This is a genomic window from Acidimicrobiia bacterium, from assembly GCA_012959995.1.
Taxonomy (GTDB): domain Bacteria; phylum Actinomycetota; class Acidimicrobiia; order Acidimicrobiales; family MedAcidi-G1; genus MedAcidi-G2B.
In genome coordinates, this window is record DUCC01000029.1 from 1 (window position 1) to 12,859 (window position 12,859).

Below are 12,859 nucleotides of genomic sequence, written 5' to 3' on the forward strand. Positions count from 1 at the left end.
ACAGCCCACTGACCTTTACTTCCGCTAACTGGGACACGCCACAAACCGTTACCGTCACCGGTGTTGACGATGACATTATTGATGGAACTATCACCAGTACGATCACGGTCGCTGTAGACGATGCCAACTCAAATGACAACTTCGATTCTGTTGCTGATCAAACCGTTTCAGCGACCACGACCGATGATGACGTCGCTGGGTTCACTATTGTTGAATCCGACGGTTCTACCGAAGTTGACGAGTCTGGAACTACTGACACATTCACGATTGTTCTTGACGCTGAACCTACAGAGGACGTAGTTCTTTCGGTAACTTCAGGTGATGAAACAGAGGCAACTGTAAACCCAGGATCAATAACCTTCACAAATGAAAATTGGGACACCCCACAAACGATTACAACAACCGGTACTGATGACGTAGGAATCATTGACGGGTCGCAAATCTCAGATATCACAGTTGCAATCGTGCAAGAAGCATCCGACGACAACTTCGATTCTGTTGCTGATCAAACAGTTTCAGCGACCACGACCGATGATGATGTAGCCGGGTTCACTATTGTTGAATCCGACGGATCCACTGAAGTCGATGAGTCCGGGACTACTGACACATTCACGATCGTTCTAGACGCCCAACCAACTTCAGACGTAGTCCTCACCATTGCTTCTGATGACACGGGTGAAGCAACTGTGCCAGCATCTGTTACCTTCACATCTGCTGATTGGGACACCCCACAAACCATCACCGTCACAGGAATTGATGACGGGACATTGATCGACGGCAATCAAGACACAATGGTAATAGTCAGTATTGATGATGCCAATTCTGATGATGGCTTTGACTCACTAGAAGATCAGACAGTAGTCGTCACAACCACTGATGACGATATACCCGAATTCACAGTCACAGAAACTGACGGTTCAACAGAGGTCGCTGAATCCGGAACGACTGATACATTCACTGTTGTCCTTGATGCACAACCACAAACCGATGTTGTTATGGACATCGTTTCATCTGATAGTACCGAAACGTTAGTAACAAGTTCGCTGACATTCACTACTTCAAATTGGAATGTGCCACAAACAGCCACAGTCACAGGTGTGGATGACTACCTAATTGACGGGACAGTTACTAGCACAATCACTGTAAGTATTAACGTGGACGCTTCAAATGAAGACTTTGCATTCACTTCGCCAAAATCTATCTCCTCATCTACCACAGACGATGACACACCAGGATATGCAGCGGCTGAAACCGACGGTGCGACAATAGTTGAAGAAGACGGCTTCTCTGATGCATTTACGATCGTCCTAACAGCTCAGCCAGTCACTGATGTTGTATTCACAGTCACTTCAGATGATGTTGAGGAAGTCACCGTAATCGGGAGCATCACATTTACCACCAACAACTGGGATACCGAGCAAACAATTCCAGTAGAAGCATTTAACGAATACTTAATTGATGGCAACCAAAACTCAACCATAACAATCTCCGTTGACTCTCAGAATACAGATGATGATTTCGACGGACTACTGGATACAACAATTTCTGTTGAAACAATTGATGATGACAAGGCAGGATTCACAATTATTCAAACTGGTGGAGACACAGTCATCAGTGAAGATGGAACAACTGACACATTCTCTATTGTTCTCACAGCTCAACCAACAAGCGACGTTGAAATAACGCTCAGTCAACCAACAGACGTAAACTCAAATGGAAACCTGATATTAAATGCAAATATTTCAGACGAAGCAACAATTTCAATACAATCTTTAATCTTTACTCCTGAGAACTGGGATACTCCGCAAGCAATAACAGTGAACCCAGAAAATGATGGACTAATTGATGGGGATATTCAATTTGAAATACTCGCAGAGATTAATGATGCAACGTCAGATCCTGACTTCGCAGATGTTGACAGCGAGATTTTGATAGGAACAAACCTTGATGATGACGTTGCCGGATTTGAAATAACCTTAAATGATACTTACGTCATAGTTAATGAAACAGGGACTACTGCCACATTCAATATCGTCCTAACAGCAGAACCTCTCTCAGATGTTGTCCTCTTGCTTACTTCAAGCGATACAGGCGAGGCAACCGTTACTGGAACACTCACCTTTACACCCGAAAACTGGGATGAAGCACAAATCGTTACTGTCACTGGGGTAGACGACACGATTATAGATAAAGAACAATACCCATTCATCATAGTTTCAATCTCTGACACCGATTCAGACGTTCTATTCGCAGATGTTGAGAATCAAAGAGTGGGAGTAAGCAACTTTGATGATGAAGCCGATCGAGATAACGATTACATTCTAGATCCCGACGATCCTTGCCCGGATAATCCTGATTGTGACGGTGATGGAATACGAGATAATGAAGAACCATCTGAGTTGTGTATAACTGATCCTGATTGCGATGATGATGGGCTACTTGATGGTGAAGAGTCAACTGAGTGTATAACTGATCCTGATTGTGATGATGATGGGCTACTTGATGGTGAAGAGCCATCTGAGCTGTGTATAACTGATCCTGATTGCGATGATGATGGGCTACTTGATGGTGAAGAGCCAACTGAGCTATGTATAACTGATCCTGATTGTGATGATGATGGCATACTTGACCCAGATGAGGTTGCCCCTGAGTGTATAACTGACCCTGATTGCGATGATGATGGGCTACTTGATGGTGAAGAGCCATCTGAGCTGTGTGTAACTGATCCTGATTGCGATGATGATGGCATACTTGACCCAGATGAGGTTGCCCCTGAGTGTATAACTGATCCTGATTGCGATGATGATGGCATACTTGACCCAGATGAGGTTGCCCCTGAGTGTATAACTGATCCTGATTGCGATGATGATGGCATACCTGACCCAGATGAGGTTGCCCCTGAGTGTATAACTGACCCTGATTTAGAATGCGGAAAAGAAATCCAAACACCCACGGTCACCATTCCGGATCTTGAAAAACCAAATCCAACTGCACCAGAAACTGACAGCCCAAGCAGTTCATTCCCATGGTGGATTGTCATAGTTGCAGGAATAGCGCTTCTGATAGCTGCTCGAATATTCGTACTCCGATATCTCGGACGACGGTCACCAATTATTACCCACATCGCAATTTCAGAATCGGATGATGGCTACGAGATAAGAAAGGGATCTGGAACTGAAGCAACAGGTGAATTAATGCAAGATTCAGAAATAGAGTTCCTCTCTGACGCACCAGGTCAAACGGACATAAAATTCGCTATTCGCTTGGATTCAGGAAAACTTAAATACGGAATGACAAAGCAGTCATATACGAATAGCGAGGATTTGCAATTACATGTATTAGAACTAGACGCATTGCCTGAAGTCGTCAGTATCGGCGGATTAGTATCTGAAATCATCTGGTCAATAAAAGCAAAGCGAACCCTAGGAATAACGTTCTCACTAGAATTTGAAATTGATGGCAAATGGACTGAAATCTCTCAAATCACTGAAGGGCAAATAGATTCCGATGAAGACTATGAAATCCCAACATATTGTCGAGTCGTAGCGAATTCCCCATTCAAGACCAAACGCTACTCAAACCCAGCTCCTCTAGGAGCAATAAAATTATCCGGAGCTAGCGCAACTCATGCTCCAAACTAAATTTAACTACTCAGTTCAAGGACATCGGTTTGAAATCACTAGAGCAGCTTCCGAACTAGCTCCATCACTATCCGTAGCGTGAGCGATCAATAACAAATAGGCGCCTGCTTCATCAGGGATAGGGAAAGAAACTTCAGAAACACCTGGGACAATGAGAGAAGTTCCACCAACGATATATTCAGTTAAATCTAGAACATCATCCCCAATTTGGGTCGCAAGATCAAGAATTACCGAAGAGTCATCTTCATCAGAAACCGATATAGAGACAGGTATTGAACCCCCTTCAAACAATGAACTAAAGCACTCAGGCCCATCAATACCTATCACTGGGGCTTGATTCTGCGGTTCTTGTTCGATAATAAAAGGAAGCACCGTAGGAGCGACTTTACTAGAATCACTACCTACTTCTTGAACACTGGGCGAAGGTTCTACAACTTGCGAAGGGGTTTCTTGACCCTGACTAACAACATCATCCTCAGGACCTGATGAGAGAGCTTCAGCGAACGGCAAAACTATAGCAAATGCAAGAAAAACCGCTAGCCGCCTAATACGTTTCTGCTTATTACCGTGCTTTGAGAAGGGCATCACCTAATATGCTAGTCCTTTACCATGGCTCTAATTGTGGATCATTCCTCATCTTAAGGGCAATGCGAGATACTCTTCACGAGCTAAAAATATGTTCGCTGAGAAGTCACATGAGTGCGCTCTTCAAGCGCGCCGTGACAACTCGACATGTCTAATATTTGTCTAGAAATTCCATCCGGATTCCATCCGACTATTCACTATGTCTAGCTATATTTCCTATCTAAAGGTGGAAATATCGGTCATAGCGCATAGTTGCACGCTGTTTCTTAGGGGCAGTCTGGTGGATCGTCGGGCTCATAACCCGAAGGTCGCAGGTTCAAATCCTGCCCCCGCCACCAAGTAGAAGGCCCGGTCTTTGCGGCCGGGCTTTTCTGGTAGGTTTTGCTAATCAAAAACTTGGGGCTGAGCCTATGGCTGAAGAAATAGAGACTGCCAAGAGTTCTTCCACTGCACGGCGGTGGAACGACCTTGACGCTCTTCGAGGTTTCGCCATGCTGCTTGGCATCGGCCTACACGCTTCCCTTTCTTTCTTCCCCTCGTTTTGGCCTGCGCAAGATAAAGCATCCAGCTTTAACGGGCCCTTTGACGAGTTCTTAATTGCTGTTCATGGGTTCCGCATGCCGTTATTTTTCCTCCTCAGCGGGTTTTTTACGGCGATGCTTTGGCAACGACGAGGCATGAAGGCACTTGTTGTTCACCGCGTATGCAGAGTTGGCTTGCCTCTCGCTTTAGGTCTTTTAACGATCGTTCCTGCGTTTGACTGGGTAGCTGAACGATCGATCGAATCAGGCAGCAAAGACAGGGGAGAGGTAGCAACGGAGACGGAAGATGTCTGGTCAGCAATCCTCACGGGCGAACTTGATGTGGTTTCTCTGGTCGTCACCGACGGCACTGATTTGAACGTGCAAGGCGAAGACGGAGCCACCCCCCTACATTTAGCGGCTTTTCTAGGCCTGCCTGAGGTGACCCAAGTGTTGCTCGAGTCTGGTGCTGATTATGAAATAAAAAACATTGACGGGTTAACGCCGTTAGATGTCGCCGTCTGGGTTGGCAGCGCAGCCACCGCCGAAGTGTTGATAGAGGGTGGTGCTCAAGACATTCGGATAAATGGTCAGCAATGGCAAGACATTGATTGGTTTGCCGATGGTTCTGAAATTGCTGAGGCCACCTTCAACACACCTGATACCAGCAACGAAACAGGCGTCAAATCGTGGGTTGATCAGTTTCACCATCTCTGGTTCCTGTGGTTTCTCTGCTGGTTGGTCGCAGGGTTTGCCGTAATCGCACCTTTAGCAACACAGTTAGGGCGTCGGGTTACCTCAAATACTGCACGCACCCGCATGCTTTGGGTGGCCTTCCCGTTGACATTTCTTTTCCAATTAAAGATGGGAGGCGGCGGAGAGTTCAGAACCTTCGGGCCAGATACCTCAACAGGGTTGCTACCTACCGCCCATGTCTTATTCTACTACGCCGTGTTCTTTGGCTACGGGGCGGGAGTATTCAGTACTTACGATGACGCCAGGGAGCCCCTTATTGATCGTCTTGGAAAGCATTGGAAGGTGACCCTGCCGGTGTCTGTGCTGGTGACTTTCCCTCTCGCCGCTGGGTTTACTTACGAGGGAGGAGGCTGGCCAGCGGCAGCCCTACTGCAAACGCTGTACACATGGGGAATGACCTTTGGTTTAATCGGGCTATTCCGCCATTTTTTCTCCAGCGAACGCTATTGGGTGCGGTATCTCTCCGACGCCTCCTATTGGATGTACCTCGCTCACCTCCCCTTGGTGCTTCTTTTCCAAGACTGGACACGCAACTGGGGGATTCCCCGTATACCGAAGTTCTTCCTGATTTGTTGGGTTGTAAGCGGCCTGCTCTTACTTACTTATCGTTATTTTGTGCGGTACACCGCTATCGGCACCCTTCTCAATGGTGTCCGAACGCGTTGATACACGAGTAACCAACTTTTTCACGAGTAGCCCCAAAACCATTTGCCCCCATTTGGCTGAGCCGTCAAGGCCCGAACCATATTTCCTCGCCTTGCCACCGTGCCAGCCAGAAAAGTAATGTCCTTGACGAAAACCAACGAAAGGCGTAAACAAACCAATGGACTTCGAAGCAATAGTTGGAGCGCGTCGCAGCACTCGCGGCTACTTAGATAAGCCGGTAACCAAAGAACTCATGGTTGAAATCATTGACCTGGCCCAAAGGGCACCCTCGTCAATGAACACCCAGCCATGGAACTTCCATGTCCTGACTGGAGCGCCGCTTGAAGAGGTGCGAACCGGTAACACCGAGCGAATGCTGGCCGGTGCCGCCATTGACCGCGAGATCAAGATGGCCGATCATGGCTATCAGGGCATTCATCGAGAGCGTCAGATTGGCATAGCGGTGCAACTCTTCGAAGCCATGGGCATTGAGCGTGACGACAAAACACGCCGCCAAGACTGGGTGATGCGCGGCTTCCGCCAGTTTGACGCACCGGTGTCGGTGGTGGTCACCCTCGATAAAGAACTCGGCGACGACACCATTGCTCACTTTGACTGTGGCGCCGCAACCTACGGGTTGGTTCTGGCCGCCACCTCGAAAGGCCTGGGCTGCGTGATCAACGGTCAAGGCATCATGCAGTCATCAGTAGTGCGCGAGCACGGGAACATCCCCGAAGACGAAGTCATCATGACCTGTGTGGCCATGGGCTGGCCTGACCCTGACTTTGTGGCCAACGACGTGGTGTCCCGGCGAGCCGCCAACCACGATGTTGCTTCTTATGTCGGATTCGAAGACTGAAGTTTCGAAACCGTTAAATGCCGTGGTGGCCGGCGTAACCAGAAGTAGCCGGCGTTTGCCAACCGGCAAGGCGACCTTGCTTCGGTTTAAAAATTTGCACCAGTAAGGGATAACAAGATGCGACATCATCAGAATGACTGCTTCCACAATCGCCACCCGGACAAGCAGATAAAGCACCGAGAAGATCTACCTCAGCAAAGAACTCAATAAAATCACCGGGCCGAACCGGGCTGGCCTTCATAAAATACTGCTTGGTGTCTTGGGTGAAGCCGGTGCACATGAAGACATTGAGAACATCGTGGATATGGGTTTCTGCCTCGGCCACCGTCATACCGGTAGCAGCAACAAGCGCCCGGGTCAGGTTGGAATGGCAGCAGTAGTCGTAGTCTTGGCCAGTAAGCAAATGGTTGGTATGGGGGTCACAACGGGTGCCGATGACATCGTGAATGCCGCCACCGAATTCGTCAAAACCGTACCAATCTAAGGTGTCGTGGGTAATGGTGGCCAACGGGCGAAGGAAGGGCAGGTTGCTCCACAAACGATCGCCGGTGCTGACATGGGTGGCATGCAAAGCACGGGTTTTGCCACTGTAAAATCGTTCTGATAAATCGTTGGCATGCCAAAGATTAAGGTCGCCAACCTGCGGGCCCTCCACACTGACAATACGAAAAACGTGCCCTGCAGGCACTCGAAAAGTCCGAGCATCGCGGGGAGGCACAATCACCTCATCAATGCAGGCCATGTCGCTGTGCACCAAGTCGTAGAAATCTTGATCAAAGGCCGGCACGGCATCAACCTGGTAAACAACTATCGGCTCCACCTCTCGGCGTTCAGTCGCATCTGACGGCTCTGGGTTTTGCGCAGTGATAGACATGGCACTCCTTGGTTGGAGCGAGACTACTTGAAGAGGCCGCCGTTTTTCGGCACTGTGATAAAGCACATCTATGGGGCCGCCACCCGAACCGGACTTTACTATCGCCGCAAGATTCTTCTGGAGAGCCATACTGTTTGCCATGGCCGGCACAGCTTTGCCCAGTCGGCGCATCACGCGACTAAAGCCAATAGCTACGTACAACGGTGCAAGGTTTACTAAGTTTCTGGGATGCGCTTAACTTGGCTTTTTTGTATCAGTGGGTTTCTGGTTGTTGGCTGCGCCCAAAATGATTCCGCCCCAGACGAATTATCGGCAACTTCAATAGTGACTACTTCGACCGAAGCCGCAACCATCACAACGGTCGCCCAAACCGAACAAATAACTTCAACTACTTCCGAAACCACTCCACCGACTTCTCCACCAACCACCACCACCGAACCAGTAATTAGTGCCCCGACCCGACCCCCTAACACCCCAGGCCCAAACCGGGAGATCTTTAAGGGTATTACCGTTTCGACCATGCTGATAGGTACCGCAGAGCAAGCAGTTGATTTAGCATTTCACCCGGTGGCCGAAACCGCAATGTTGGCCCAACGAACCGGAACGGTGCTTGAATTTACCGGAGGCGCTACCGGCCAAGTCGTTATTGACCTCCGTTCCGACCTTTCTATGGTTGGAGAAAGTGGTTTGCTTTCGCTTACCTACAACCCATCGGGCACCTACCTTTATGTCAGTTACATCAACGCAGAAAACGACACCCGTGTCTCGGCCTATGCCGTTGACCAAAAGGGGTTCCCCACTGCTCAAGAACCAGAAATAATTTTTGCGCTCGACCAACCCGAGAATATTCATAACGGTGGCCATATACGTTTTGGCTACGACGGGTATCTCTACCTCGCTCTTGGCGACGGCGGGCCAGCCAACGACCCAGAAGACCGTGCACAACGCCTCGACACACTTTTCGGCAAAATTTTAAGAATCGATCCGCAGCCTGGGAATGAACCCGCCTACACCATTCCCGAGAACAACCCTTTTGTTGGGGTAGAGGGAGCCAAAGAAGAAATTTGGGCCTACGGACTACGCAACCCATGGCGGTTCTCCTTTGATAGAGCCAACGACGATTTTTGGTTAGGTGATGTAGGGCAATACGTCGTGGAAGAAATAAACCGGATTGATGGCCAAACCAACGGCGCCAATTTTGGTTGGGCCCGCTGGGAAGGCCCGATAAGCCGGGGGCCAAACCCAGCAGACCATTCGCCGCCCCTTTCGTTTTACAACCATGACGACGGCCGATGCGCCGTGGTGGGTGGGTTCGTTTACCGAGGCACCGCTATCCCTGAACTTGTGGGCGCGTACATTTACGGCGACTTTTGCGATGGAACAATCCGTGCACTGACCCAAGTAGATGGTGAAGTAGAGGCGAAACGATCACTCGGTATTTCTGCAGGCCAACTTACCTCGTTTGCCCAAGACCGAGACGGCGAACTTTACACCTTTAACCTGGCCGGCGAAGTCCACAAAATTGTTCCCCGCTAAAGTTGTTGAGCGACCGATGACACAAACTGTGCGCACCGGTTGAGTTGCTCCAGCGACACGTACTCGTTGGGCTGATGGGCATCAGCAATATGGCCCGACCACAAATCGTGATGGGTGCCGAAAACACGCCCGCCAACAACCCGCCCTCAGTACCGAACCCCACCCCAGTAGCAGGGCCGTTGTCGGCCAAACGCCGCCGTATGGGATGGCCGCCGCTATGCCGAAGACCTCGGTGAAACTATCAACCCCGATGACAGCCCGTTTCTACGTGAAGTCACCTACATCGCTCACCCTCAAGCCAAAGGGCAGAACTAAACCGGCAACAACGGAAACCAATCTTCACGCAAGCGTTGGCCGTCGGTCATGTTGTGGCCATCAAACGGGGGAGAAGTACGGCCCTTACGTTGCACGTAGCGGGAGTCGTCGCCCACCATGCGTAAAGAAAAAGCTCGCCGCAAATTAGCCGACCCATGCGCCCCGTGCACCGTGCCAAAATTGAAGGCCACCGCATCGCCGGGTTGCATGGCCCACTCTAAAATCTCGAACTCTTCTGATGAAGCGTCCGGGTCAGGGGCCGGGCGAAACCCGGCACTGTGGGTTGATGCATCATCTCCGTAAAAACCATCACCGGTAGTCCAGCTCACTGGATGTACCGAAGAATCCCATAAGTGCGAGCCGCGAATAAGTCGCAAGGTTGACTCCACCGGCACCGGGTCAAGGGGAATCCAAAAACTCACTGTCTGAGGGCCCTCCACAAAATAGTACGGTGCATCGCTATGCCAAGGGGTAGGGCGAGATGCTCCAGGTTCTTTTACCAGTACGTGTTCATGGAACAGTTGCGCTGTTTTCGACCGCATCACCGCTGCAGCCAATTGACCGATGCCCGATTCAAAAGCAAAACGCTCAAACTCTGGGATGCGTTGCCAATTGCAGTAATCATCCCAAAAACGTCCGGCATCATCGGTAGTTCCATTGTCGTCAAAAAACTCGCTGGGGTCGGCTTCATTACGAGCCACCCCGGCTCTTAAAACCTCAACCCAGTCGGCAAACAAACCAGGTAGGTGCACTGCCCCGTCAGCAGCAAAAGCAGTAGCCATTTCAGGTTTAATCAGCGTTGTGCTCATGTCTCAAGTTAAGCACAGTTCGACCTGATTAGTCCACGCTCATAAAATCAAGAATAGACCGAGCGGCGAGCCACCAGCCACGCCTCATGGCGGCCGTTGACTCGCCAACTTTCGCTGTGATGAAGAACCTCGAGATTGCCCACCAAACCAAGAATCTCTTCGGACTCCAACAAAAAAGACAAGGAAGGCTTTGCATGGCGATCCAGGTTGGTGGTGGTGGCAATAACCACGGCCAGAATCCCCCCGGGAGCCAAAGCGCTGGCCAAGCAGCCAAACAGCGGGCCATGAGAAAAATTGGCCAAAGTAATGACCGCCCAAGGCCCAGGCGGAAGGGCATCATTCTCTAAATCAACTTGCACGGTGGTTATCGCAACCCCCGATTGAGCGGCCCGCTTGCGGTTTAAGGCCAAGCCAGCATCACTAACGTCGGCCACCGTTACTGTCAAACCAGCGACTGCCAAAGCCACCGCATCACCAGAACCACCGCCCGCTACATCAAGTGCTGAGCCAGCCGCCGGCAACCAAGGCCCCACCAACTCAAGCAGCGACGACGAGCCAGAAGAGGCAAGGCCTCTCACCTTCCAGCGGGCGTTCCAGCGGTCTTGATCAGTGGTCATGGGCACCCCAACTAAAGAAGTGTTTTGCGGCCCTCGGCCGGCTTTGGCTTAACAACCGGGCCTCAATTAACGCGCCCAAACCAACGGGAAACGATCATCGTCGGCAGGGTATTGGCCCGCTACGGCAATGGTGTCGGCTTGGGTCACGCTGGGGTCGCTGCCCGGATGAGGTGACCAAAGCGCATCGTCGCCCAACCAGCGCGTCGACAAGGCCACCCGACGGTTAGGGCCAGCATTACCGGGGGCTCCACGAACTGTCCAAGCCGAAAAAACGATGGCATCGCCGGGCTGCACATCAAAACCAATGATGTCGTAGTCCGGACGAGCCGCCTCAATGTCTGGGCATCGCTCACCCTCAAAATCGGCGGTCCAAGAACTCTCGCCGGTGAACGACTCGGGAGCGAAGTATTTGTCCCACCGGTGTGACCCCCGAACAAACTCTAAAGAGCTTTCGTTCACGCTGGTTTCGGTACAAGCCACCCACACCGAACAAATCTGCGAACCCAGAAAAGGCCAATAAGGAATGTCTTGGTGCCAAGGGGTGGCCGATTCGGTACCTGCTTCTTTGACCAACAAATGATCAAAGTAAAAGCGGGCCGAAGAAGAACCCATCAGTGCTGCCGCTAACTCCCCAACTCCCGAGTTAAAAACAAAACGGTTAATAATCGGTTCGGTGCGCCACATATAACGAGAAGTAAACAAGCGCCCGGTAGTCGCCTCGGCGCCGGTATCGGTCACCCACGGCCCGGGTTCTTCGAGTTGGCGATCCACCAAGGTAGATATTTCTTCAAGATAATGGAGGGCAACTACCTGAGGTAGGTGCACCACACCGTCGCTGGCATAGGTTTGCCGCTGCTGATCGGTGAGAACAGAATTCCAGGAGGTCGCCATGTTGTGAGGTTAATGGAGGGAAAATAATACTTGGCTGATGTGGTTGGTCTGTGCACTGTTGCAAAAAGCCTGGCCGTGCTGTTAAACACACGGCCATGGAAGATCACCCATCAGAACAAAGCCCCCCAGAAACAAGAATCTCGGAAACCATTCGAGTTCGCCGAGCTGCTGAACGAGCCAGTTACGAAACTGAGGCAGTAAATGCCATTGTGGACGCTTCGCTGGTAGCCCACGTAGGCACGGTACGAGACGGACTTCCGGTGGTCATCCCCATGTTCGTGGTACGCCACGGCGACCACCTCCTACTCCACGGGGCTCCGGCCGCTGGCACCCTGCGACGCGGTAAAGGCACGGAGGTCTGCGTCACCATGACGCTCGTTGATGGGCTAGTGCTGGCCCGCTCAAGCCTGCACCACTCGGTGAACTACCGCTCCGTGGTGGTAATCGGTACCGCTGTGGCCATTACCGACCCAGCAGAAAAAGAAGAAGCATTGGTCACCATATTGGAAAGACTGGTACCCACTCGTCAAGCCGACCTGCGAGCCACCACCGAAAAAGAAAACCGTTCCACCGAAGTGCTTCGCCTCTCACTGGCTCAAGCCTCAGCAAAAGTCCGTACCGGCCCACCAGTTGACGAAGATGACGACTACGCCTACCCCATGTGGGCCGGGGTGCTCCCCGTAACTACCACCATTGGCGAACCCATTGCCGACCCAAAGTTAACTGAGGGCATTGAACTCCCCGACAATGTCAAAGCCTTGGTGGGCCGAGAACTTTAGACCAAAGCACCGACCATCTGCTTTTCTGGCA

At 50.9% G+C, this 12,859-nt stretch carries 10 protein-coding genes; 4 read left to right on the plus strand and 6 right to left on the minus strand.

Translation table 11 applies throughout. The features are described 5' to 3' along the window. Positions 1-3,656 precede the first annotated feature (3,656 nt). Complete coding sequence (locus EYQ49_08140) at positions 3,657-4,226, minus strand: hypothetical protein (protein ID HIG25842.1); 570 nt, start codon at positions 4,224-4,226, stop codon at positions 3,657-3,659. A gap of 410 nt (positions 4,227-4,636) precedes the next feature. Between EYQ49_08140 and EYQ49_08145 the strand changes: the two genes are divergently transcribed. Together EYQ49_08145 and EYQ49_08150 are read left to right on the plus strand one after the other, a co-directional pair. Next, entirely contained in the window at positions 4,637-6,169 is a 1,533-nt protein-coding gene (locus EYQ49_08145; GenBank protein ID HIG25843.1) for a glucan biosynthesis protein, read from the plus strand. A gap of 157 nt (positions 6,170-6,326) precedes the next feature. After that, positions 6,327-7,007 carry a nitroreductase gene (locus EYQ49_08150; protein ID HIG25844.1) on the plus strand — a complete coding sequence of 227 codons (681 nt, stop codon included), beginning with the start codon at positions 6,327-6,329 and terminating at the stop codon, positions 7,005-7,007. Between the two features lie 13 nt (positions 7,008-7,020). Here EYQ49_08150 and EYQ49_08155 read toward each other — a convergent pair whose 3' ends face one another. Then, positions 7,021-7,881, minus strand: a complete 861-nt coding sequence (locus EYQ49_08155) for a DUF1989 domain-containing protein (protein ID HIG25845.1) — start codon at positions 7,879-7,881, stop codon at positions 7,021-7,023. Positions 7,882-8,096: 215 nt separating this feature from the next. Then, entirely contained in the window at positions 8,097-8,402 is a 306-nt protein-coding gene (locus EYQ49_08160) for a hypothetical protein (protein ID HIG25846.1), read from the minus strand. Here EYQ49_08160 and EYQ49_08165 point away from each other — a divergent pair. Next, on the plus strand, positions 8,401-9,417 hold the full coding sequence (locus tag EYQ49_08165; protein HIG25847.1) for a sugar dehydrogenase: 1,017 nt from the start codon (positions 8,401-8,403) through the stop codon (positions 9,415-9,417). The two genes, EYQ49_08160 and EYQ49_08165, sit on opposite strands and share 2 nt — an antisense overlap. Before the next feature lie 311 nt (positions 9,418-9,728). Here the strand turns inward: EYQ49_08165 and EYQ49_08170 are convergent, their stop codons facing one another. The 3 genes from EYQ49_08170 to EYQ49_08180 form a co-directional block, all read right to left on the minus strand. Continuing rightward, positions 9,729-10,541, minus strand: coding sequence for a phytanoyl-CoA dioxygenase (locus EYQ49_08170; GenBank protein HIG25848.1), 813 nt, complete (start codon positions 10,539-10,541; stop codon positions 9,729-9,731). A gap of 47 nt (positions 10,542-10,588) precedes the next feature. Further along, a complete protein-coding gene (locus tag EYQ49_08175) occupies positions 10,589-11,158 on the minus strand; it encodes a class I SAM-dependent methyltransferase (protein ID HIG25849.1) in 570 nt (189 codons plus the stop codon). A gap of 66 nt (positions 11,159-11,224) precedes the next feature. Further along, complete coding sequence (locus tag EYQ49_08180) at positions 11,225-12,049, minus strand: phytanoyl-CoA dioxygenase (protein HIG25850.1); 825 nt, start codon at positions 12,047-12,049, stop codon at positions 11,225-11,227. A gap of 95 nt (positions 12,050-12,144) precedes the next feature. Here EYQ49_08180 and EYQ49_08185 point away from each other — a divergent pair, with 95 nt between their 5' ends. Continuing rightward, positions 12,145-12,828, plus strand: coding sequence for a pyridoxamine 5'-phosphate oxidase family protein (locus EYQ49_08185; GenBank protein HIG25851.1), 684 nt, complete (start codon positions 12,145-12,147; stop codon positions 12,826-12,828). Positions 12,829-12,859: the final 31 nt, after the last annotated feature.

What these genes read in the sequence shown, in the direction of transcription:
- EYQ49_08170 (HIG25848.1), bottom strand. Translation starts at nt 10,541, where the DNA reads ATGAGCACAACGCTGATTAAACCTGAAATGGCTACTGCTTTTGCTGCT.
- EYQ49_08165 (HIG25847.1), top strand. Translation starts at nt 8,401, where the DNA reads ATGCTGATAGGTACCGCAGAGCAAGCAGTTGATTTAGCATTTCACCCG.
- EYQ49_08175 (HIG25849.1), bottom strand. Translation starts at nt 11,158, where the DNA reads ATGACCACTGATCAAGACCGCTGGAACGCCCGCTGGAAGGTGAGAGGC.
- EYQ49_08145 (HIG25843.1), top strand. Translation starts at nt 4,637, where the DNA reads ATGGCTGAAGAAATAGAGACTGCCAAGAGTTCTTCCACTGCACGGCGG.
- EYQ49_08155 (HIG25845.1), bottom strand. Translation starts at nt 7,881, where the DNA reads ATGTCTATCACTGCGCAAAACCCAGAGCCGTCAGATGCGACTGAACGC.
- EYQ49_08150 (HIG25844.1), top strand. Translation starts at nt 6,327, where the DNA reads ATGGACTTCGAAGCAATAGTTGGAGCGCGTCGCAGCACTCGCGGCTAC.
- EYQ49_08160 (HIG25846.1), bottom strand. Translation starts at nt 8,402, where the DNA reads ATGGTCGAAACGGTAATACCCTTAAAGATCTCCCGGTTTGGGCCTGGG.
- EYQ49_08140 (HIG25842.1), bottom strand. Translation starts at nt 4,226, where the DNA reads ATGCCCTTCTCAAAGCACGGTAATAAGCAGAAACGTATTAGGCGGCTA.
- EYQ49_08180 (HIG25850.1), bottom strand. Translation starts at nt 12,049, where the DNA reads ATGGCGACCTCCTGGAATTCTGTTCTCACCGATCAGCAGCGGCAAACC.
- EYQ49_08185 (HIG25851.1), top strand. Translation starts at nt 12,145, where the DNA reads ATGGAAGATCACCCATCAGAACAAAGCCCCCCAGAAACAAGAATCTCG.